The 21,509-nt window shown below is 50.4% G+C and carries 20 protein-coding genes; 4 read left to right on the forward strand and 16 right to left on the reverse strand.

What is annotated here, in order from left to right; all coding sequences use genetic code 11:
- Nucleotides 1-140: 140 nt before the first annotated feature.
- Complete coding sequence (mtaB, locus tag DWX59_RS00640) at nt 141-1,514, reverse strand: tRNA (N(6)-L-threonylcarbamoyladenosine(37)-C(2))-methylthiotransferase MtaB (protein WP_117555376.1); 1,374 nt, start codon at nt 1,512-1,514, stop codon at nt 141-143.
- 212 nt (nt 1,515-1,726) lie between these two features.
- Between mtaB and DWX59_RS00645 the strand changes: the two genes are divergently transcribed.
- A complete protein-coding gene (locus tag DWX59_RS00645; protein WP_008718507.1) occupies nt 1,727-1,957 on the forward strand; it encodes an HPr family phosphocarrier protein in 231 nt (76 codons plus the stop codon).
- Between the two features lie 105 nt (nt 1,958-2,062).
- Here the strand turns inward: DWX59_RS00645 and thiI are convergent, their stop codons facing one another.
- The 6 genes from thiI to DWX59_RS00675 form a co-directional block, all read right to left on the reverse strand.
- Complete coding sequence (gene thiI, locus DWX59_RS00650) at nt 2,063-3,247, reverse strand: tRNA uracil 4-sulfurtransferase ThiI (RefSeq protein WP_117555377.1); 1,185 nt, start codon at nt 3,245-3,247, stop codon at nt 2,063-2,065.
- Between the two features lie 34 nt (nt 3,248-3,281).
- Entirely contained in the window at nt 3,282-4,436 is a 1,155-nt protein-coding gene (locus DWX59_RS00655) for a cysteine desulfurase family protein (protein ID WP_117555378.1), read from the reverse strand.
- 123 nt (nt 4,437-4,559) lie between these two features.
- A complete protein-coding gene (locus DWX59_RS00660) occupies nt 4,560-5,309 on the reverse strand; it encodes a 16S rRNA (uracil(1498)-N(3))-methyltransferase (RefSeq protein ID WP_117555379.1) in 750 nt (249 codons plus the stop codon).
- A 61-nt stretch (nt 5,310-5,370) separates the two neighbouring features.
- The gene (gene prmA / locus DWX59_RS00665; RefSeq protein ID WP_117555380.1) at nt 5,371-6,327 is read right to left on the reverse strand and encodes a 50S ribosomal protein L11 methyltransferase; all 957 of its coding nucleotides are present in this window, start codon (nt 6,325-6,327) and stop codon (nt 5,371-5,373) included.
- Between the two features lie 14 nt (nt 6,328-6,341).
- Nucleotides 6,342-7,097 (reverse strand): sulfite exporter TauE/SafE family protein, encoded by a 756-nt coding sequence (locus tag DWX59_RS00670; RefSeq protein ID WP_117555381.1) that lies wholly within the window; start codon nt 7,095-7,097, stop codon nt 6,342-6,344.
- Between the two features lie 413 nt (nt 7,098-7,510).
- On the reverse strand, nt 7,511-8,281 hold the full coding sequence (locus DWX59_RS00675) for a hypothetical protein (RefSeq protein ID WP_117555382.1): 771 nt from the start codon (nt 8,279-8,281) through the stop codon (nt 7,511-7,513).
- Nucleotides 8,282-8,489: 208 nt separating this feature from the next.
- On the opposite strand from DWX59_RS00675, the gene DWX59_RS00680 reads away from it, so the two are divergent.
- From DWX59_RS00680 to DWX59_RS00690, 3 genes are read left to right on the forward strand one after another with little or no spacing between them, the layout of a single operon-like run.
- On the forward strand, nt 8,490-10,214 hold the full coding sequence (locus DWX59_RS00680; protein ID WP_117555383.1) for an ABC transporter ATP-binding protein: 1,725 nt from the start codon (nt 8,490-8,492) through the stop codon (nt 10,212-10,214).
- On the forward strand, nt 10,214-12,103 hold the full coding sequence (locus DWX59_RS00685) for an ABC transporter ATP-binding protein (RefSeq protein ID WP_117555384.1): 1,890 nt from the start codon (nt 10,214-10,216) through the stop codon (nt 12,101-12,103). The genes DWX59_RS00680 and DWX59_RS00685 overlap by 1 nt, the downstream gene beginning before the upstream one ends.
- A gap of 26 nt (nt 12,104-12,129) precedes the next feature.
- Nucleotides 12,130-12,582: a MarR family winged helix-turn-helix transcriptional regulator gene (locus tag DWX59_RS00690; protein WP_117555385.1), complete on the forward strand. Its 453-nt coding sequence runs from the start codon at nt 12,130-12,132 to the stop codon at nt 12,580-12,582.
- 55 nt (nt 12,583-12,637) lie between these two features.
- Here the strand turns inward: DWX59_RS00690 and DWX59_RS00695 are convergent, their stop codons facing one another.
- The 9 genes from DWX59_RS00695 to DWX59_RS00735 all read right to left on the reverse strand — a co-directional run bounded on the left by DWX59_RS00695 (nt 12,638) and on the right by DWX59_RS00735 (nt 21,453).
- Entirely contained in the window at nt 12,638-13,534 is an 897-nt protein-coding gene (locus DWX59_RS00695) for a D-isomer specific 2-hydroxyacid dehydrogenase family protein (RefSeq protein WP_117555386.1), read from the reverse strand.
- Between the two features lie 55 nt (nt 13,535-13,589).
- A complete protein-coding gene (locus DWX59_RS00700) occupies nt 13,590-14,375 on the reverse strand; it encodes an aspartate dehydrogenase domain-containing protein (RefSeq protein ID WP_117555387.1) in 786 nt (261 codons plus the stop codon).
- A gap of 165 nt (nt 14,376-14,540) precedes the next feature.
- A complete protein-coding gene (locus DWX59_RS00705; protein WP_117555388.1) occupies nt 14,541-15,731 on the reverse strand; it encodes a coenzyme F420-0:L-glutamate ligase in 1,191 nt (396 codons plus the stop codon).
- A 134-nt stretch (nt 15,732-15,865) separates the two neighbouring features.
- Nucleotides 15,866-16,816 (reverse strand): 1-phosphofructokinase, encoded by a 951-nt coding sequence (gene pfkB, locus DWX59_RS00710; protein ID WP_117555389.1) that lies wholly within the window; start codon nt 16,814-16,816, stop codon nt 15,866-15,868.
- An 11-nt stretch (nt 16,817-16,827) separates the two neighbouring features.
- Entirely contained in the window at nt 16,828-17,874 is a 1,047-nt protein-coding gene (locus DWX59_RS00715; protein WP_117555390.1) for a galactitol-1-phosphate 5-dehydrogenase, read from the reverse strand.
- Nucleotides 17,875-17,904: 30 nt separating this feature from the next.
- Nucleotides 17,905-18,753, reverse strand: a complete 849-nt coding sequence (locus DWX59_RS00720) for a class II fructose-bisphosphate aldolase (protein WP_117555391.1) — start codon at nt 18,751-18,753, stop codon at nt 17,905-17,907.
- A 13-nt stretch (nt 18,754-18,766) separates the two neighbouring features.
- The gene (locus tag DWX59_RS00725; protein ID WP_117555392.1) at nt 18,767-19,681 is read right to left on the reverse strand and encodes a CehA/McbA family metallohydrolase; all 915 of its coding nucleotides are present in this window, start codon (nt 19,679-19,681) and stop codon (nt 18,767-18,769) included.
- A 28-nt stretch (nt 19,682-19,709) separates the two neighbouring features.
- The gene (locus tag DWX59_RS00730; protein WP_117555393.1) at nt 19,710-20,549 is read right to left on the reverse strand and encodes a carbohydrate ABC transporter permease; all 840 of its coding nucleotides are present in this window, start codon (nt 20,547-20,549) and stop codon (nt 19,710-19,712) included.
- A 1-nt stretch (nt 20,550) separates the two neighbouring features.
- Complete coding sequence (locus tag DWX59_RS00735; protein ID WP_117555394.1) at nt 20,551-21,453, reverse strand: carbohydrate ABC transporter permease; 903 nt, start codon at nt 21,451-21,453, stop codon at nt 20,551-20,553.
- Nucleotides 21,454-21,509: the final 56 nt, after the last annotated feature.

Here is a 21,509-nt window from a genome sequence, read left to right on the forward strand (position 1 = left end):
CTATTCGGCAATAGATAATTTTCTTAATTTTTTCTAATTATTGTCATGTATTTGTAAAATTTCGCATAATATTTCCGTCAACCCAGGGAAATGTTTCTATTTTTGGAAAAATACATGCCAACTGCAATCCTACTGCAATCCTACTGCCACCCTACTTCCAGCAGATCCCCTCCCAGCAGGCCAGCTGCCTTAAGACAGAGAATCTGACCGGAAAGCCTGTTTTCCTCCCCGTCCTTTACAGCAAGGGCCGCCTTCACATACTGCGGTGTGTGGCCTATGATATACTTCCTGCCTTCTACCTCAGCCATGTCTTCGAACAGCACCCAGACACTGCTTCCAATAAAATGTTCCCTGTATTCCCGGGACATGGACGCCTCCAGTTCCAGGAGCACGTCACTGCGCCGGCCCTTCACCTGTTCCGGCACCTGGTCCGGCATCACGGCTGCCCTGGTCCCGGCCCGCTTGGAATATTTAAATACATGCATCTCATAAAAATGCACCTTTTTCAGGAACTCCCTTGTAATCTCAAACTCTTCCTGGGTTTCTCCCGGGAATCCCACAATCACATCCGTTGTAATGGCCGGATGATCAAACCACTTCCTCAATATGCCGCAGCGCCGTAAATAATCCTCTGTGGTATAGTGGCGGTTCATCCGCTTTAAGGTGGCGTCGCAGCCGCTTTGAAGGGACAGGTGGAAATGCGGACAGAACTTAGCCAGGCCAGCCAGGGCCCCTGCGAATTCCTCCGTGATGATCCGCGGCTCCAGGGAACCCAGGCGGATGCGCTCCAGTCCCGGTATCCGGTGGATCCGTTCTATCAGGTCAAGCAGGGGACCGTGGTCCCAGTTGCCGCCCTGCACCGGTCCTCCCTCCCTGTGTTCCATCCCATAGGAGCTTAAATGGATTCCGGTAAGGACCACTTCCTTGTACCCCCGGGCCACCAGGCCTTTCACCTCTGCCTCCACATCTTCCGGCTTCCTGCTTCTCACCCGGCCCCTGGCATAGGGGATGATGCAGTAGCTGCAGAACTGGTTGCAGCCGTCCTGTACCTTGATGAATGCCCTTGTATGGTCCGTGATATTGTCCACATAAAGGGGCTCATATTCATCGGTCCCGCCAATATCCAGCACGTGTATTCCGGATTCAGGCCCTTCCTCTTCCTTAAGCCTGCCTTCCATATATTCATCCAGTATCCGCGCCAGCTGGCCTTTTTTATTATTGCCGATGATCACGTCCACGCATGCATCTTCCTTAAGCGTATCCGCCGCCACCTGCACGTAACAGCCGGCCGCCACCACCACGGATTCCGGATTCAGCTTCTTGGCCCGGTGCAGCATCTGACGTGACTTCCTGTCCGCAACATTGGTCACGGAACATGTGTTGATAATATAGACATCCGCCTTTTCATCAAAAGGCACGATTTCGTATCCGTGCTCTTTCAGCTGCTGCTGCATGGCTTCTGCCTCATAAGCATTTACTTTGCATCCCAGGTTGTGCAGGGCTGCTTTTGGCATGTTAAAACCTCCTATTGGTCATGTTATGGTCGAACCTCCAATGTCCCATGGTTCAGGGGCAATGTACTGCCATAATCAATTTACCAGTTTCTTACTGCATTTTTCATGCAATCTCACTATTGACTTTTACCCCCGCGGTCTGTAGTATTAAAGCAAAGCAGTTATACTAAGCTGCAATTCAATTCACATACACCACAAGGAGGGTTCTTCGTATGAAAACAGTTCGCATTTCGTTAAATTCCATTGACAAGGTTAAGTCATTTGTAAATGATTTAGCTAAGTTTGATGTTGATTTTGATTTAGTTTCCGGCAGATACGTGATTGATGCAAAGTCCATCATGGGCATCTTCAGCCTGGATCTGTCCAAGCCCATCGACCTGAACATCCATGCAGAAAGCAATGTTGAGGAGATTCTGGGCATCCTGAAGCCTTACATCATCTAATCTGCGCCATACATTACATGGGCGGGACTGCACCGCGCTGTTTAATAAGGAAAGAAGCAAGAGTCTGCTGCCGCAGACTCTTTTTTTATGTTCCTGACCGGTCTATTAACCCTGGCAGAGGATCTGCTCCGTTGTATCCAGCGCCGTCTCCACCAGCTGGTCAATCTTTTCTTCCAGATGGCGTTCCGAGCTATGGATCACATTGATGTTGGGCTTTGTCACAGGGTGCTTTGCCACAAAGATGGTGCAGCAGTCCTCAAAGGGCTGGATGGATGTTTCATAGGTCCCGATTTTCTCGGACACATCCACAATCTCCTGCTTATCAAATCCAATCACCGGACGGAATACAGGCATGGTGCACACCTCGTTGGTGGCTGCCAGGGACTGAAGCGTCTGGGAGGCCACCTGGCCGATGCTTTCGCCCGTAATCAGGGCGATGGCCCCGTTCTGTTCAGCAATGGTCTGGGCAATGCGCATCATATAACGGCGCATGATGATGGTCAGCTCCTCATGGGGGCATTTATCGTAGATATAAAGCTGGATATCCGTGAAATTCACCACGTGGAGCATGATTGGGCCAGCGTAGCGCGCAACCAGATTGGCCAGGTCCACCACCTTCTGCTTTGCCCTCTCGCTTGTATAAGGCGGCGCATGGAAATATACGGCGTCTATTTTCACGCCTCTCTTGGCAATCATGTACCCTGCCACCGGGCTGTCAATCCCGCCGGAAAGCAGCAGCATGGCCTTGCCGTTGGTTCCAATGGGCATGCCGCCCGGCCCCGGGATCATCTGGGAGAACAGGTTGATTTTCTGGCGCACTTCCACCCGCAGCAGCACATCCGGATGATGGACATCCACTTTCATCTGGGGGAATGCATCAAGGATTGCCTCGCCCAGATCCCTGTTGATCTGATCCGAGGTCACAGGATACTGCTTGTCCCCTCTCCTGGCATCTACCTTAAAGGTAATGTTCTTGTCAGGGTAAACCTGGTCCATGTATTCCTTCACATGATTTTTCAGGTTTTCATAATCCTTGTCATCAATCTGCACCATGGGGCAGATATCCGCGATTCCGAACACGCGCCCAAGGGCTTCCACGGTATCCTCGTAATCGTATTTCCCTTCCGCCTTCACATAGATGCGGCCTGACTCCTTTGTGACCTCAAAATGGCCGTCCACGTCCCGGAGCGCATACCGTATCTGTTTTATCAGGGCATCCTCGAACATATAACGGTTCTTTCCCTTGGTGCCGATTTCCGCGTATTTAATTAAAAATGACTGGTACTGCATGTTTTACCTCTTTCTATTATTGTTGCGGTGTCATTCATCCTCTGTGATATTTCCTGAGTACGGGAAGAAGTCCTTCCAGCGCCTCCATACAATAATCAATTTCCTCTTTTGTGTTAAACAGCCCGAAGCTGAACCTGAGGGTGGAATCCAGAAGTTCCTTTTTTACCCCGATGGCCTTTAACGTGCCGCTGATTGCAGGGTGGTTGGATGAACAGGCAGACCCCGAGGACACATAAATCCCCTTTTCCTCCAGGGCGTGCAGCAGCACCTCGCTCCTGACGCCTGCAAATCCTGCGCTGACAATCTGGGGCGCGCCCTGACCGCCTTTTAAGCTGTTGACCGTCACCCCCTCCAGCTGTCCCATCCTGTCTATCATATAATCCTTAAGGCCGGTGATATAGTCCACCTTTTCCTGGTGGTCCGTGTACATTTCCTGGGCTGCAGCGCCCATTCCGGCAATACCCGGGACATTTTCCGTGCCGGAGCGCAGGTCCTTTTGCTGTCCTCCGCCGTAGAGCAGGGGATGTATCTTCACCCGCCCGTCAATGAACAGGAAGCCCACGCCCTTTGGCCCGTGGAACTTGTGGGCGCTGACGCTTAACAGGTCAATCCCCTGTTTCTTGGGATGGATTACCAGCTTGCCGTATGCCTGGATGGCATCCACATGAAGGAGGATGGCCGGATTCCTGCCGTGGACCAGGGACGCAATCTCTTCTATGGGTTCTATGGCTCCCACTTCATTGTTCACATACATGACGGAAACCAGGATGGTATCCGGCCGTATGGATGCTTCCAGCTCCTCTAAGGAAATGTGTCCCTGGCTGTCCACGGACAGATAGGTCACCTCAAAGCCCTGCTGTTCCAGGAATGCCAGCGGATTATACACCGAGGCGTGTTCAATCCTGGTGCTGATTATATGCTTACCGGCCCTCTGATTGGCCATGGCCGTCCCTATCAGGGCCATGTTGTTGGATTCCGTGCCGCCGGAGGTAAAAAGGATTTCCTTATCCTTGACCTTCAGGGTCTTTGCTATCCGGGATGCGGCCTGGCGCACATACTGCTCCGCCTCCATGCCTTTCCTATGCTTGGCAGAAGGGTTGCCGTAGTCCTCTGTCATTACCTTTACCACCACGTCCCTGACACTGTCAAGCACACGGGTCGTGGCGGAATTATCAAAATATACTTCCATGGTCTGTCTCCTATTTTCCTTCTTCCTGCGGGGCCTTCCTTTCCTGGGTCTCGCCTTCCAACGCCGTAAGGGGTCTTCCCTGCCTGGGGCCTGCCTTCCAGCGCCGCCGGGGGCCTTCCTTGCCTACAGCCCGCCTTCCAGCCGCATCATAAGCACGGACAGCATGGCAAGTCCTGCTGTCTCTGTGCGCAGTATCCGCTTTCCAAGGCTTACCGGGCGCACGCCCTTTTTTAGGGCAAGATTGATCTCCGACTCGTCAAACCCGCCTTCCGGGCCAATGAATACCGCAATATCCTGCCCCGGCGCCACGCGGGAAAGCTCCTGCCTGCTGCCTTCCATCCCGGCTTCGTGCTCATATGGGATCAGCCGCAGGGCAAACTGTTCCTTCTCTATATAATCAAAGGCCTGTCCCAATGTCATCAGTCCCATGACCCGGGGCATCAGGCTGCGCCCTGACTGTTTGGCCGCGCTCTCCGCAATGGCCTGCCACCGTTTGCGCTTGGCCTCCTCTTTCTTTGCATCCAGCTTCACAACCGCATTTTTTGTGGACACCGGCACAATGCCCGCCGCCCCCAGTTCCACTGCCTTCTGGATGATCAACTCCATCTTATCAGATTTGGGCAGCCCCTGGAAGAGCCAGATCCTGGAAGGCAGTTCCCTTCCGTCCCGGTCCGCGGACACGATCCGCGCTTCCACACAATCGCTGTTAAGGGATGACAGGCAGCAGTGATAATCCGTTCCCGTACCGTCACTGACCAACACCTCTTCTCCCTGTTTCATGCGCAGGGCATTTTTCATATGGTTCACATCAGGACCCGTAATACGTATGAAATCACCCATGACCTGGGCCGGGTCCACAAAAAAGTGATGCATGGCTTACCTCCAATACCCCTACCTGGCACTGCCTTGTGCAAGGCAGTACTAAAGTGTTTCATCAGCGTTTCCTTGCCGTGACAGAAACCCATTCGCCCTGATACGTCACTTCAACAAGTTCCAGTTCCTCACATTCTGCAAACGCAGCCTTAACCGCCTCTTCCTTCATATTGATGATGCCTGAGGTGATGAAATAGCCGCCCTGCTTCAGATGGGCCGGAATCTCGTTGACCAGCAGGATGATTACATCTGCCAGGATGTTGGCCACCACTATATCATACTTGTCATAACCGGCCCAGTCCTTTACGGATTGATTGTCAATGATGTTGCCCTGTATCACATGGAACCGGTCCGTGGAAATGCTGTTGGCTTCCAGGTTCTCTCCCACTGCAGTGATGGCATTCTCATCCAGATCCGTGCCCCAGACTTCCTTGGCCCCCAGTTTTAAGGCCGTGATTCCCAGGATTCCGCTGCCGGTTCCCACATCCAGCACCAGGGTGTCCTGATCCACCCGCTTCTCCAGCTGGCGGATACACAGCTGCGTTGTCTCATGCATGCCGGTTCCAAAGGCAGTGCCGGGATCGATCTGCACCAGCAGCTTGTCCTTGTGCTCCTCCGGTATGGTCTCCCAGGTGGGTTTAATCAGGATATGGTCCACGGTAAACGGCTTAAAGTACTGTTTCCAGTTGTTAATCCAGTCCTTATCCTCTGTTTCGCCCGAAGTGATGGTCCTGGCGCCCAGATTGGTGAACAGGCTCAGCTCATCCAGTCCCTCTTCCACCTTCTTAAGGATTTCCTCCGCATCCGCGTCGTCGTCCAGGTAAAAGCTGACCTTGGCAATCCCCTCGTCAGGCGGAAGCTCCGGGAGGATATCGATGAACATCCCCTTTGTCTCCTTGTCGGTCAGGGGAACATTGTCTTCTATCTCAATCCCCTCAATCCCAATATCATCGAACATGCTGCTGACCAGGTCCACCGCTTCCGTGGTGGTGGTTAATGTAAATTTTTTCCATTTCATAATCCATACTCCTTTTATTTTCCGCTGATAATCTTGACAAACAGCACGGCCAGTACCAGAAGGACAACCGGACGCACCACCTTTTTTCCGTTATGTGCAACCATGCCGGCCCCGATATAATGGCCTGCAATGGAGCAGACCCCTGCCGTGAGGCCCAGCGGATAAAAAACATTTCCAGTTGCAATGAAGGTTACAAGGGCCGCTATGTTGGACGACAGGTTAATCACCTTTGTCTGGGCAGACGCGCTTCTGGTATCCAGCCTGGCCGCCCCTGTAAGGATGAGGATCAGGAAGGTCCCTGTTCCCGGTCCGTAAAATCCGTCATAACCTCCTATAAAAAATGCGGCTGCAATGCAGATCGCAAAAACCTTTACTTGTGGGATGGTGCCTGTCTTTTCATTTTCCCCCATGTCCTTATTCCTTAAAACATAGAACGCCACAATGGGCAGCACCACTATCATCATGTGCTTGATGATTTCCTCCGACACCATCAGGGCCAGATGGGCTCCAAGGGCCGAACCGATGAGCGCTGCGGCGGCCGAACATGCGGCCATGAGCATTTTCCCCCGGAGATAGCCGTTCCTGGCAAACCGGGCCGTGGACACGACGGTCCCCATGGCAGAACTCATTTTGTTGGTTCCAAGGGCCATATGGGCGGGCACCCCTGCAATGAGATATGCAGGCAAGGCAATGAGCCCGCCTCCGCCGGCAATGGAATCAACCAGTCCGGCCACAAACACAAGCGGGCATACAATGAGATACTGTATCATGATTTTATCCTCTTTTCCATAAAACAACCTTTATATTATCATATATTAAAACCACTGGCAATAAGCGGCAATTTTTTTTTGCAATAAAAAACCATGATCCTGCATTAACATTATGAACGGATGAGAAACAACTGTAAGGGGCCGGGGATTCCGGCACATATAAAATCAGCCGCCCCCGCCGCACTGCGGGCAGGCAGGCATAAGAAATTTCCAGATTGCATTACAACTCCATCACACACACACCGGATGGGACGGACCCTTGCAGGATTTTCATTTTACCAATGAAGGATATTACGAAAGAGGATGAGTTAGTTCTGGTCTTAACAAAAGATACCATACGATAAGGACAGAGGACCGCGCCCCTGCTTGCCGCAGGAGGACGGTCCTCTGTTTTATTGAAATCCTGCCGCGGCCTACTGGATCAGCGCCCCGTCCGCCCCCACCTGATAACCGTCAGGCGTGGTGGCATTCACAAACAGCCGTCCCATGGTGCCGTCTGACTGTGTGTTGAAATAATAGGACCTGCCGTCAATGACCTGCCAGCCCGTACGCATCATGCCAAGGGTGCCGTCATCCACAGGATTCAGATAGTAACGGTTTCCGTCGCCGTCCGTAAACCAGCCCGTGACCATGTAGCCGTTCTGGTCAAAGCGGTACCAGCGGCTGTGTATAAGCTGCCAGCCATTGGACAGCCAGCTGCCGCCATAGAGCTGGAACCACCAGCCGTTAGGGCTGTAACGCCAGCCCTGTCCGTACTGGACGCCGGGGCCTCCGCTGTAATACCACCAATCGTCATCATCGTCCCAGTCATCCCAGTCGTCGTCATCCCAGTCCCACCAGTAATCCGGGTTAAATTCATAGCTGGACGTGTCCGGCACATTGGTGTTAAAACCCGGATATGCCCTAACCACGTTGTCCGAGGTGACCTGGGCATTGCCCTGGGTGCCCGACGGTCCGCCGTAATCCATGACCCCGGATGGCCCGGCACCGTAATCATATCCTCCGGGGCCCCATCCATAACCATAGCTGCCAGGGGAACCCGTGCCGTAATCATAGTTCACTCCAGGGCCGCCCCTGTAGTACCCGCTGCTTCCCGGGCCGTAGGCCATTGTTGAAACCGGCGCTCCCATGGTGAATACCATGGCTGCTGCAAACAGCAGGGGGACGGAATAAATTTTCCTCATATGCTTCTCCTCTTGTCCAAATCAATGTCTGAGTGTATCAGGACCATGTTTCCGGTCCATCTTATCCGTAGCTGAAACAATAATTATAAGAAGTATATCACAACCGCGTTGACATTTTCAACACATGAGCATACAATAATTGCATGTGCAACTATTGCTTGTGCAATTGACTTTCATAAATATTAAATGCAACAAGGAGGAATCCGGAATGAAGGATTTTCTAAAGTATCTGCGGCCTTACAAAAAGGAGGCCTGTCTGGCAGTCCTGTGCATCGAGCTGGAGACTGTGTTTGAACTTGTCATCCCCCTTGTGATGGCGTCCATCGTGGACGTGGGGGTTGCAAACGGCGACCGGCGCTATATTCTGATGAAGGGGCTGCAGATGGTGCTTTTTGCCCTGATATCCCTGGTGCTTGGACAGGGTTCCGCCATGTTCTCGGCCCGGTGCGGCCAAGGCGTGGGCGCTGAGATCCGCAAGGCGGAATTTGCAAAGCTGCAGCAGTTTTCCTTTGCAAACACAGACCATTTCAGGAGTTCATCCCTTGTCACAAGGCTTACCAGCGATGTGACCACCATACAGAACTCCCTTTCAACGGGCATGCGGCCGGGGTTCCGTTCCCCGGTGATGATGCTGACAGCCATGGTGGCTTCCTTCTATATTAATCCGAAGCTGGCCCTGGTGTTCTTTGTGGCTGCCCCGGTGCTGGGCATCCTGCTGTTCCTGATCATCAGCCATGTGCGGCCCCTCTACGGCGTGATGCAGGGCGCCATCGATCTGGTCAACCGGATCATCCAGGAAAACCTGACCGCCATCCGTGTAGTGAAGTCCTATGTCCGTGGGGATTATGAAATACAGAAATTCGACCAGGTCAATACGAACCTGAGGGACACGGCTGAGCACGCGTTCCGTCTGGCAGCCCTCAATATGCCCGCCATGCAGTTTGTCATGTATTCCACCATCCTCTGCATCCTGTGGTTCGGCGGCAGGCTGGTGACCGTGGGCGGCGTCAAGGTGGGCGAGCTGACCGGTTTCCTCAGTTACGTGCTTCAGGTCCTTAATTCCCTGATGATGTTTTCCAATGTGTTCCTCATGACCACCAGGGCCCTGGCTTCCTGGAAGCGAATCTCAGAGGTCATGGACGAGGAAATAGATATCAAGGAGGACATGGCCCTTGACCTGAATGTGGAGCAGGGTGATATACGGTTTGAACATGTGTACTTCAAATACAACAAGGAGGCGGCCGAATATGTGCTGTCAGATATCTCCTTCCATATTAAGCCGGGGCAGACCGTGGGAATCATCGGGCAGACCGGGGCTGCTAAGAGCACCCTGGTCCAGCTGATTCCCAGGCTTTATGAAGCAACCGAAGGCACGGTCTATATTGACGGCCATCCGGTCCAGGAATATCCGTTAAAACACCTGAGGGATTCCATTGCAATGGTGCTGCAGAAAAACACTCTGTTCTCCGGCACCGTAAAGGATAACCTCCGCTGGGGCAAGGAGGATGCCACGGATGAGGAGATTGAAACAGCATGCCATATCGCATGTGTGGATGAATTCATTGACCGGCTGGAGCGGGGTTATGACACGGAGCTTGGCCAGGGCGGCGTCAATGTATCCGGCGGCCAGAAGCAGCGGCTGTGCATTGCCAGGGCCATCCTCAAATCACCAAAGGTAATAATCCTGGATGACTCCACCAGCGCGGTGGACACGGCCACAGAGGCCAGGATACGGGAAGGTCTGGCGCAGTACATGCCGGGGACCACCAAAATCATCATTGCCCAGCGCATTTCCTCCGTACTCCACGCGGACCAGATCATCATCCTGGAGGATGGGAAAATCAATGCCTCCGGCAGCCACGAAACGCTTTTGGCAAATAACAGGATCTATCAGGAAATTTATTATTCCCAACAGGAAGGGGCGAATCTGTAATGGCAAGAATAGCGAATTATAACAGACCGAAAAACACCAGACGCACATTGATGCAGATGTTAAGCTACCTTGGACGGCATAAATGGTATATGCTGATGATTGCGCTCCTGGTCACGGTCAGCGCTTCGGCAAGCATCCTGGGGACCTACCTTTTAAAGCCCGTGATCAACAACTATATCATTCCGGGCGATATACCGGGACTTGTGAAAATGCTCATACTCATGGGAATCCTGTACCTGTGCGGGGCCCTGTCCTGTTATGCGTACAACCAGATGATGGTCCACATTTCCCAGCAGGTGGTTAGCGAAATACGTTCCGACCTGTTTGTCCACACCCAGCGCCTTCCCCTCACCTACTTTGACGCCCACACCCACGGGGAACTGATGAGCCGGTTTACCAATGATGTGGATACCATCAGCGAGGCGCTTAACAGCAGCTTTGCCATGATGATACAGAGCTTCATCACCATTACCGGAACCCTGGCCATGCTCCTTATACTGAGTTTAAAGCTGTCGCTGATCGTCATGGTCTTCCTGGCCCTTATGATACTGTTCATCCGCTTTAACGGCAGGCGGAGCAAGAAATATTTTGTCCAGCAGCAGAAATACCTTGGCAGCATCAACGGATTTGTGGAGGAAATGGTTGCCGGGCAGAAGGTGGAAAAGGTATTTAACCACGAAGCCCAGGATTATGAGGAATTCTGCCGCCGCAACGAAGCCTTCCGCGCAGCCGCCACCAAAGCCCTCACCTACTCCGGCATGACGGTCCCCACCATCGTGTCCCTGTCCTATATTAATTACGCCCTGTCGGCATGCGTGGGCGGACTTTTTGCACTGGCAGGGCTTACGGACCTTGGGACCCTTGCTTCCTATCTTGTCTATGTGCGCCAGAGCGCCATGCCCATGAACCAGTTCACACAGCAGATTAATTTCCTGCTGGCAGCCCTTTCCGGCGCGGAACGTATTTTCGATATGATGAATGAAGGCCAGGAATCGGATGAAGGCAGCGTGACGCTCTGCAACGTGGCTGTGGATGGGAACGGGGAAATGAAGGAGTGCGCCGGATTCACCCAGGATTTTGCCTGGAAAGTCCCTGCCGGGGTAACGGTCTTTACGGACGCGGACAACAGCGGCCAGGCATTCCGCCTGGTTCCCCTTAAGGGCGATGTGCGTTTCAACCAGGTGGTGTTCGGCTATACGCCTGAAAAGACCATCCTGAACGGCATCAGCCTCTATGCCAAACCAGGACAGAAAATCGCTTTTGTGGGTTCCACCGGGGCAGGCAAGACCACCATCATCAATCTGGTCAACCGTTTTTATGAAATAAACAGCGGCAGCATCACCTATGACGGCATTGACATCAGGGACATTAAAAAGGATGACCTGCGCCGTTCCCTGTCCATGGTCATACAGGATACCCATCTTTTCACCGGGACCATTGCCGACAATATACGGTACGGGCGCCTGGATGCAACGGATGGGGATGTGGTGAATGCGGCCAAGGTTGCCAACGCCCACTCCTTCATCCGCCGCCTTCCCCAGGGGTATGACACAGTGCTTCACAGTGACGGTTCCAACCTGTCCCAGGGCCAGCGGCAGCTTCTGGCCATTGCAAGGGCAGCCATCTCCCGGCCTCCTGTGCTGATCCTGGATGAGGCTACCAGCTCCATTGACACAAGGACGGAAAAACTCATCGAAAAAGGAATGGACGCCCTGATGGACGGCCGCACCGTGTTCGTCATTGCCCACCGTCTGTCCACGGTGCGCAACTCCAAGGCCATTATGGTATTGGAAAAAGGGGAAATCATTGAGCGTGGGAACCACGATGAACTGCTGGAACAGAAGGGACGGTATTATCAGCTTTATACCGGACAGTTTGAATTGGAATGAACCATTACGGAAAGGAAGTCTGCACTATGATTAAACGTTACAAGGTACGCCACCTGCTTATAAGGGCGGAGAAAGCGCGGGGGCGCCTTCTCCAGCCTCTCTTTCATTCCATCGGCCTTACCTTTGGCCAGGGCCATGCCCGGATCCTGGATTCCCTTCTGGCCAGGGACCACGTGACCCAAAAGGAGCTGGCAGATATCTGCCATATGGATGTGACCACCATGTCACGCTCCCTGGACCGGCTGGAGGAATCCGGGTATCTGGTCCGGGAACGGGATCCCGGCTGCCGCCGCTCCTTCCACATATGCCTCACAGAGGCAGGTGTGGATGAAGCTGAAAAGGTCCATCAGATCCTGGAATTTGCGGACAGGCAGATATGGAAAGGCCTGTCCGAAGAAGAGATGGAACAGTTCTGCTCCAGTCTGGAAAAGATATGTGATAACCTGGAGAACTGTGATACGTCAAAAGGGCCGTTTTAATCGGATGTATCCGGCTGTGCAAAGGTGTCATGGCCCTGCCGGGTGTTCCGGTCAGCTATCCAGCCAGATAAGTGCGGATGTTGTCCAGCACCTTGCTGCTCAGAAGTTCAAAGGCCTGCCTTGTCCTTCCTGCTGATACGCGGGCACAGAACACATGGGGATGCTGAATGAGTTCTCCTGACGGATCCCCCAAAGCGCCCTGTGTGTCGCAGACAAAGTAATTGCCTTCCCGGTCCAGCCATGCCTTAAGGGCCGGGACGTCAAATGCAGGCCCTATGGATGTGTTGAAAAGGATCTTGCCTGTGCCAAGGTGTCCAAACTCCTCCTCATGAAGCAGGATGGCATTCTTGTTCAGGCATGCGAATACCACCTCGCTGTATTCCAGCAGTTCATTTAAGGGGCGGTATATCATGCCCTGGGCTTCCCGGTCCGTTTTCCTGGTACGGCTGTAGTAGGATAGGTCGGCGCCCATGAAATTCATGGCGTCCGCAATCATTCCTCCGGAAACGCCCATACCGATGATTCCCACCTTTAAATCCGTGATTTCAATGGGCATTTCCCGGAACATGGGACGGTCAAAGCCGTGGAGGAAACGAACCAGCTCGCTGATTGCATATTCCACCACCCCCCGGTCCCCGTAATCCCGGATTCCCAGGACAGTGATGCCCCGGGACCTGGCGCATGCAATATCCACATTGGCGCTCTCCTCAGAGTAAAGGCTGCAGCACATGCCGATATAGCGGATGGACGGACAGCTCTCAATCACATGGGCGCTGATCCTGGACGTGTAGCTCACAAGGACACTGTCCGCGTCCCCAATCCTGCGGATGATTTCCTGGTCATCTCCAGGTATGTCTTCATAGATCTTAACTTCTCCCGCATACCGGCGCAGTTCTTCTTCCGCCTCCAAAACCAGGTTCACCGGCTCAATGGCAACGATTTTCTTAAACATATGGATTCCTTCTCCTGTTCTTATTTATTTTCCTGAAAGCAAAACCTGCGGATGGTCAGAATACAATGGGCGACACAAGGTTCTTAAGCACCGCCACCACACTCCATCCCGCAATGGCGCTGGTGCTGGAGTAGATGTCCACAACCGCCTTTACCCCGTCTATCTCCGCGGTTATCTTATGGTCATCCCCTATCATTCCGGGCACGCTGAAAATGTTCACGCTGGTGTCCTCGGGTCCGATGGTTGCCAGGGACGCGGCCACCGCAACATTCACCTTGGTGGGCAGTATGGAGATTGCCTCTTTGGCATTGCCTGAGAAAACCTGCCTTTCTTCCTCCTCCGTCATCAGGCAGTCATCATACAGGGGGGTATTCTTAAGGGAGGCCGGTCCCTTCCTGGTGCAGATGCCGGACTTGGCCTGCCCCATCAGGGATACGGTGCGCAGTACATCAAACCCGCCCACTGCCCCGGAAGCAATATGTACTTTTGTATCATGCTCCGTGGCTGTCTCTTTTATCTTATCATACAGCGCCTTATCTGCAAATGCGCCGATAGAAAGCACGATCAGGTCCGCACCTGAGGACAGTACCGTTTCTGCGTTGTCCTTTATACATTGTACGGATGCGGCCTCAGCCACGATATCAGGTTTCAGGGCCAGCAGTTCCTCAACCGTGCCGCACGCCTTACACCCGCCTCTTTCAGCCAGGGCAGCTGTCTTATCCGGGGTGCGCCCCATCACTCCCACCAGCTGGTATTCATCTAAAATACCGCTCAGATAACTGTCTACTATGATTCCGGCCAGATAGCCATTTCCCATGATTCCAAACTTCTTTTTACCCATGATATCCTCGTTTCTATATTTTGCAGAAAAGGAGGGGGAGTTTTTCCCTGTTTTCTGCCATAATTATGTTTATGCTTTACACCGAAACAGCTCCACCAACCCTGCAGGTGCAGGATTGCTGAAGCTGCCCATACGTAACAGTCCGGACTGCTGTTTACTTCGCTTCTAATTGGTATAGTTATCAAAATACCCCTGTACCAGAATGATAGGAGTCCCCTTGTCCCCGGAGCCGCTGGTAAGGTCGCAGAGCGAACCTATGAGGTCTGTGAGGCGTCTTGGGGTGGTTCCCTGGGAGGACATGTCTCCAACCAGATTAGACTTCTTCTCTTTGATTCTCTGTGAAATGGCGTTCTTCAATGCTTCGCCCGACAAATCCCTAAAGTCATTGTCAGCCAGGTATTTTAACTTAACTTCATTGGGAGTTCCCTCCAGCCCTTCTGTATTGGCAACGGCAACACATGGATCGGCCAGTTCCCAAATCTTTCCTACCGGATCTTTGAATGCACCGTCGCCATATACCATGACCTCAACATGCTTTCCTGTCCTGTCAAGCATCTGTTTCTGGATATCCAGGACCAGGTCCATGCATTCCCTTGGGAAAAGCTTGATGCTGTCCTCAGTAGACTTGTTGGAGCCAAGAAGTCCGTACTTCTCATTGCATCCGCTTCCATTGACCGGCGCGTTCAGGATATCGTCCATTCCGCACACTACCTCTGCGCCGGCCGCCTTAAGGATACGCTTGGTCCTTGCGCGGGAATGTATGTCGCAGGTCAGGACATGGCTGGTATGGTTAAGGATTTCCTTTGGATTATTGGCAAAAATAACTTCCGCCTCCGCACCCGCATCCCTGATGATCTGGCAGTAATAATCCACATAGTCCACTCCGGTGAATTCATGTTTGTTCTCACCAAAGAGTTCCCTGTAACGCTCCAGGGTAAGCACGTCGCTGTATGGATTGATTCCGGCCTCATCTACCTGGTCCAGGGATACCAATGAGTTGCCCACCTCGTCCGTGGGATAGCTGAGCATAAGGACAACCTTTTTTGCACCCCCTGCAATTCCCTTTAAGCAGATGGAGAAACGGTTTCTGGACAGGATTGGGAAAATGACACCGATGGTCCCTCCTCCCAGCTTTGCCCTGACGTCCTCAGATATGGCCTGAATCGGGGCATAATTTCCCTGGGCCCTTGCAACCACGGATTCCGTTACGGAGATGACGTCCCTGTCACGGATTTCAAAGCCCTCGCTCTCTCCTGCTTCCAGAACACTGTTCACCACAATATCTGCCAGATTGTCGCCCTCTCTTATGATTGGGCAGCGGATTCCCCTTGAAACTGTACCTACTTTTCTTTCCATATGTATCTCTCCTGTAAATCATAATTTTCATCAACTATTCTATTATAGTATAAAAACCTTAATAGGGGAAGTATTTATTTCCCGTGGACAGCAAAAGCGTAATCCGCAAAACAACATATAGCCATTCAATAGGTTCAGATTAAGTCAATAGGCTTTTCCGGCCCTCTTACCTCTACCCGTTCCAGCAGATTGAGATAATCTTCATGTAAAAAAAATCCTGTTTTTTCATTTACTGCATTGGCCGCTGCAAATGCCAGCCCATACCGCAGCATTTCCCGTACTGGCAATGCATGGGCGCATCCGGCAGCAAAAGCCGCTACCATGCTGTCCCCGCATCCTACCGTATTCACTACTGGAATATCCGGCGCAATCCCAGTGTAAACGCCTTCGGAAGTCACCGCAACCGCCCCGTACCTTCCCAATGAAACAACGACAATTTCTACTCCCTGGTCTTTGATTTTCATTGCGGCTTTCAGTAATTTCCGATTATCAGAAAATTTTTTTCCCATCAGGTCTTCCAGCTCTTTCCGGTTTGGTTTTACAAGATAAGGTTTTTCACAAATTCCTTCCTTAAGCAGATTCCCGCTGGTATCCAAAATCACTTTTTTTCCCATATTTTTGGCAATCCGTATCAACTTCCTATAAAATTCCGGTTCAATTCCTTTCGGGGCGCTACCAGAAATAACTACCACCGGACAGGCCGCAATTCCCTTTTTATATGTTTCTAAAAATAGTTTCTTCTGATCAGACATAACCGTTACGCCCGGCTCCAAAAACTCTGTCTGCCTTTTTGATGCTTTTTCAAATAGATTGATACAGGACCGCGTCTCTCCCTCTGCTTGCGTAAAATCACATTCAATATCCAACTTTTTAAGTTCTTCTATAATATATCCGCCAGAACAGCCTCCGATGAAACCCATGGCAAAAACCTCCTCTCCTGAGAGTCTTGCCACCCTTGACACATTAATGCCTTTCCCTCCCGCGCTATAGGAGCATTCCTCCAAGCGCAGCACCTCGCCTGGCTGAAGTTTTTCTATCACATACCGTTTATCTATGGCGGCATTTAAAGTAACCGTTGCAATCATTGCTTTCTCCTTTAATCGTTCACTAGTAGAATCTTCCCGTGTACCTGTTTCGGATTATAAAACAGATTGAACGCCTCCCGTACTTGGCTCATTGGATATTGTCTGAAAATAAAAGCATCATCGAATTTTAACTGTCCTGTAGAGAAATAATGGGCCGTCAGGTCCCATTCCCTGCCAGGAAAAGGCGCACTATAGCTCATCCATGAACCAGTCAGTTGGAACTCTTTGCGGTTCATGCGCTCCCACTCGCCGCGGGTAAATGAAATATCTGTTTGCGGCGTCCCAATAAAACAGACCTTGGCTTTATTAGCAGCCACTTCAAAGGCCATATGCATGGTCTGCGTATTCCCCGCCGCCTCAAATACAAAGTCATAGCCTTTCCCATCCGTTAATTTCATGGCTTTTTCCGGATAATCTTTCTCTGATGTATTAACCACTGCATCGGCTCCCATACTCATTGCCAATTCCAGCCGCCCGTTATCAATATCAAATACCACCACCTTCCTGGAACCGAAGATTCTGGCCCACTGTGCCGTAAAAATCCCAATCGTACCACAGCCAAGCACAGCCACATATCCTCCACCGCGATAACCACTATCCAAAATCCCATGCAGGGCCACTGTAGACGGCTCAAACATTGCGGCCTGCTTAAAAGGGATTGCAGAATCATACTTAACTGCATTGGCCTCCGGAATCACCACATATTCCGCAAAGCTTCCTTGTTCTCTAGAACCAATAAAGCTATAATGTTTGCAAAGAGCATAGTTGCCGCAAAGGCAGTCTTCACACTTCATGCAGGGACGTAAAGGCGCTCCTGAGACAGTGTCCCCCACCTTTACAGATTGTACGCATTCTCCTATTTCCGTTACTATTCCGGAAAATTCATGCCCCAGGACTACCGGGTAAGAATGGGCTCCATTGTAAAGCACCCGCGGTATATCCGAACCACAGATTCCCGCAGCCTTAACCATTATTTTAACCATACCTGGAGTCGTTTTCGGCGTTGGATAATCAGCATACCGGATATCATCATTACCATATAAAACTGCTGCTTTCATCTCTCCTCATCCTTCTTCTTTCAATTTCCGTCAGCCCTTTCCACAACAACCGCATACTCTCATGCGGCTCTTGACCTGCGCCTTCACTTCTTCCCTTCCGACAGCTCCATATTTTTTGGGATCGAATACATCCGGGGTTTTATTAAATGTATTTTTAGCTGCATTACTGTAAGCAATCCTTAATTCAGTTGCAAAGTTAACCTTGCAGATTCCGTGGCTAATACAGTTTTGAATATCCTGGTCCTTCAACCCCGATGCTCCATGTAACACCAACGGTACGGCAACCTCCCTCTGTATTTTCGTCAAACGGACAATATCCAGTTTAGGAATCCCTGAATATACCCCATGGGCAGTACCGATTGACACCGCAAGGGAAGAAACCCCAGTTCGTTCTACAAATTCCCGCGCCTGTTCCGGACGTGTATATTCATCCTTGTCCGCTTGTCTTCCATCTTCTTTTCCTCTAACTTTTCCCAATTCAGCCTCAACTGGAATCCGGATGGCGTATGCTACCCTGACAACCGATTTTGTAAGTTCTATGTTTTCTTCAAATCCCAAATGGGAACCGTCAATCATCACTGATGTGTAACCCTCGCGAATCGCCTGTACCGCCAACTCAAAACTGTCCCCATGATCTAAATGGAGGGCGACCGGAATCCCAGCCTGTTCAGCCAAACAGGTTATCAATGCAGAGTAGACGGGCAATGTACCATATTTTGTAGTAGACGGTGTAGTCTGAATAATTACAGGCGAGTGTTCTTCTTTTGCGGCGCTTATAACCGCCTGCGCCATTTCCATATTCTCCACATTGAAAGCGCCAACGGCATATCCGTTTCTTTGTGCGTCAAGCAATAGGGACTCCGATGTTACAAGTGGCATATCTCTCTCCTTTCTATTCCAATATAATGGCATTCGTCCAGGCCTTTTTCCCAAAAACATCCACTACCTCCGCCCTGACCCAGCCGCTCAATCCCTTCAAATCAAACCTCGCTTCTGTTAACGGTCTTTCTTCTGCAAATTCTGTTTTTCCCGGACGGTTTGAAGGGATGCAATGAATATATGCTGCAGGCGAACATGTAATTTCCAAAAAGCCGGCATGAATCATGCAGGAGTGGATTTCCGGCCCCGCCGAAGAATAAAAATCACCGTTTCTAAGCGCCTCGACAATACTGTCCTGACTGTTCTTCTTTGCCCACACCATTACCCAGCCGCCGCCTATATCATTGTGTAAATCATGTGAATCATCCACAGCAACCGCCTTAATCATCCTTCCACGTTTCAGCAGATTATCCCAATAAAAATCCGCATACCCGCTGTCCCCTTCAAAATAGCAATTATGATTGTATGCCTCCAGAGCAAAATAACCGGTAAGATTTTCAAAGTCGCGCAGCTCCGTCAGACACCACACCGGATGCGCTACGATAGCCAAACCGTGATGCGCATTAATGTCATCAATGACCATCTGTGCTTCCCGGCAATCCATACAATAGGGCGGGGTGAACGTCTTTCCATGTGCATAATCAAACTCCCCCCTTGCTCCAAATCCTACGATATGGTAGCAGCCGGGACGGTCTTTGAACTCAATATTAAGTTCAACTCCAGGCAGCAGCTGAAAATCCTCCTCTTCCCCGAAGGATTTTGCATTAAAAATATTATGATCCGTAAACGCGAGGAAGTGATATCCCAGCTTTTTATAAATTTTTGCTTTTTCCTGAGGAAAACGTTTTCCATCAGAAACATTCGTATGGCAATGAAGGTTTCCCTTCAGCCAACGTTTTTCTCCTGAAAATAGATTAATATCTTTCATATCAAGTACACCCCTTCTCTCTTGAAATTTATGATTTTACCGCGCCAGCCGTCATTCCGCTGACCAGATACTTCTGCATAAATAAAAACAGGATAAGAGGCGGCAGGGCATATATGATGGCCGCAGCCATAATCCAGTTCCAGGGAGTCGTATATTCTCCCTTAAATGAAGCAAGTCCATTGCTAAGAAGCCAGTTACTTTGTGAAGAAAGCAGCATCTTCGCAAAAAGGTACTCACCCCAGGCATTGATAAAGGCAAAGATGGCGGTTGCCATATATCCAGGTTTTGCTAATGGCATGATAATCCTCCAGATTGTTCCCAGCCTGGAGCACCCATCAATGGTTGCCGCCTCTTCCAAATCCGTTGGGATAGAATCAAAATACCCTTTCAACATCCAAATGCAGATTGGCAATGCAAAGGTCGTGTAGGCAATTACAATACCTGAATGTGTATCCATTAGGCTGAACCGATTAAATTCACGGTAAATCGGCAATACAAAAAGCGTGCTTGGAAGCATCTGTGTTGTCAAAATCAAAAAGCTGAATATTGTGTTTGCCTTATTACGGTAACGAGAAAGGCTGTAAGCCGTCAAAGTTGACAGCACCATTGAAATAAGTGTGACAGAAACCGCCACAAGCAGCGAATTTTTCATCCATATTACAATCGGTTTCTTCATGAGTACTTCATAAAAACTGGAGATATCGATTACTTCCGGAAAGAAACTGGGCGGAACCTGAAACATACTGCTATTAGATTGAAAGGATGTTTTTACCATCCAATAAAATGGAAAAATGATAATCAGTGTTGCTGCAGCCAAAATAATAATACCAAAAAACCTTATCATCTTTCCTCGTTTTGTATACTTCATTTCAGACCTCCCCCTTCCTTCCTAAAATCAGTTTATAATACACCACACTAAAAATCAGTGAGATTGCAAATGTAATCATCCCCAAAGAAGAGGCATATCCATAATTGAAGTTATTGAATGCTTCCAGATATGACTGGACAACCAAAGTTTCCGTAGCTCGGGATGGTCCTCCATTTGTCATAATCTGGATAATCGTAAATTCCCTGAATGCCCAAACAGAAGTAAGAAGAAGCACAACGCCTCCACTTGCCGCAATCCCCGGTAAGGTAATGCAAAAAAATTTCTGGATCAGGTTAGCTCCATCCATCTCAGCAGCCTCATATTGAGTATGGTCAACGGTCTGCAGACTTGCAAGATACATAATGCAGGAGATGGGAAACTGCTTCCAGATACATACAATTATCACCGAAACCATTGCCATCTGGGTGCTGGACAGCCAAGGTATACTTTCTTTGACGATTCCGGCAATACTCAATATATAATTTGCAACCCCAAACTGATAGTCTAGAATCCAAATCCAAATCAGTACTGCTGCCACAGCCGGAAGTGTCCATGGAATAATGACCAATGCACGGAAAATACCTCTTCCTTTAAATTCCATATTCAGCAAAAGTGCTAACCCGAGTCCAACTAAATTAGAACCGACCACCGTAACCAATGTAAGCTCCAGGGAATTTTTCAGACCCAGGAAGAAAGATTCTTCATGAAAAAGTTTTATATAGTTTCCCAGCCCAATAAATAAATCCGCATCAGGCCTCATGGGATTCATTTTAAACAGACTGATAACAAAAGTCTCACAAATTGGATAAATTAAAATAACCACAATGGGAATCAGTGAAGGGATTAATAGTAAATATGGAAATAACTTTTTTAGGAAAAGATTCCGGACGGATTTCTGCTTCATACTTCCTCCTTTAGCCGAACAGCGCCCTCAGGAACTCCTCTGTCAGGCAATTATTC

It is taken from the genome of Enterocloster aldenensis, from assembly GCF_003434055.1.
In the GTDB taxonomy this organism is placed as follows: domain Bacteria; phylum Bacillota; class Clostridia; order Lachnospirales; family Lachnospiraceae; genus Enterocloster; species Enterocloster aldenensis.

What these genes read in the sequence shown, in the direction of transcription:
- mtaB (WP_117555376.1), bottom strand. Translation starts at nt 1,514, where the DNA reads ATGCCAAAAGCAGCCCTGCACAACCTGGGATGCAAAGTAAATGCTTAT.
- DWX59_RS00645 (WP_008718507.1), top strand. Translation starts at nt 1,727, where the DNA reads ATGAAAACAGTTCGCATTTCGTTAAATTCCATTGACAAGGTTAAGTCA.
- thiI (WP_117555377.1), bottom strand. Translation starts at nt 3,247, where the DNA reads ATGCAGTACCAGTCATTTTTAATTAAATACGCGGAAATCGGCACCAAG.
- DWX59_RS00655 (WP_117555378.1), bottom strand. Translation starts at nt 4,436, where the DNA reads ATGGAAGTATATTTTGATAATTCCGCCACGACCCGTGTGCTTGACAGT.
- DWX59_RS00660 (WP_117555379.1), bottom strand. Translation starts at nt 5,309, where the DNA reads ATGCATCACTTTTTTGTGGACCCGGCCCAGGTCATGGGTGATTTCATA.
- prmA (WP_117555380.1), bottom strand. Translation starts at nt 6,327, where the DNA reads ATGAAATGGAAAAAATTTACATTAACCACCACCACGGAAGCGGTGGAC.
- DWX59_RS00670 (WP_117555381.1), bottom strand. Translation starts at nt 7,097, where the DNA reads ATGATACAGTATCTCATTGTATGCCCGCTTGTGTTTGTGGCCGGACTG.
- DWX59_RS00675 (WP_117555382.1), bottom strand. Translation starts at nt 8,281, where the DNA reads ATGAGGAAAATTTATTCCGTCCCCCTGCTGTTTGCAGCAGCCATGGTA.
- DWX59_RS00680 (WP_117555383.1), top strand. Translation starts at nt 8,490, where the DNA reads ATGAAGGATTTTCTAAAGTATCTGCGGCCTTACAAAAAGGAGGCCTGT.
- DWX59_RS00685 (WP_117555384.1), top strand. Translation starts at nt 10,214, where the DNA reads ATGGCAAGAATAGCGAATTATAACAGACCGAAAAACACCAGACGCACA.
- DWX59_RS00690 (WP_117555385.1), top strand. Translation starts at nt 12,130, where the DNA reads ATGATTAAACGTTACAAGGTACGCCACCTGCTTATAAGGGCGGAGAAA.
- DWX59_RS00695 (WP_117555386.1), bottom strand. Translation starts at nt 13,534, where the DNA reads ATGTTTAAGAAAATCGTTGCCATTGAGCCGGTGAACCTGGTTTTGGAG.
- DWX59_RS00700 (WP_117555387.1), bottom strand. Translation starts at nt 14,375, where the DNA reads ATGGGTAAAAAGAAGTTTGGAATCATGGGAAATGGCTATCTGGCCGGA.
- DWX59_RS00705 (WP_117555388.1), bottom strand. Translation starts at nt 15,731, where the DNA reads ATGGAAAGAAAAGTAGGTACAGTTTCAAGGGGAATCCGCTGCCCAATC.
- pfkB (WP_117555389.1), bottom strand. Translation starts at nt 16,816, where the DNA reads ATGATTGCAACGGTTACTTTAAATGCCGCCATAGATAAACGGTATGTG.
- DWX59_RS00715 (WP_117555390.1), bottom strand. Translation starts at nt 17,874, where the DNA reads ATGAAAGCAGCAGTTTTATATGGTAATGATGATATCCGGTATGCTGAT.
- DWX59_RS00720 (WP_117555391.1), bottom strand. Translation starts at nt 18,753, where the DNA reads ATGCCACTTGTAACATCGGAGTCCCTATTGCTTGACGCACAAAGAAAC.
- DWX59_RS00725 (WP_117555392.1), bottom strand. Translation starts at nt 19,681, where the DNA reads ATGAAAGATATTAATCTATTTTCAGGAGAAAAACGTTGGCTGAAGGGA.
- DWX59_RS00730 (WP_117555393.1), bottom strand. Translation starts at nt 20,549, where the DNA reads ATGAAGTATACAAAACGAGGAAAGATGATAAGGTTTTTTGGTATTATT.
- DWX59_RS00735 (WP_117555394.1), bottom strand. Translation starts at nt 21,453, where the DNA reads ATGAAGCAGAAATCCGTCCGGAATCTTTTCCTAAAAAAGTTATTTCCA.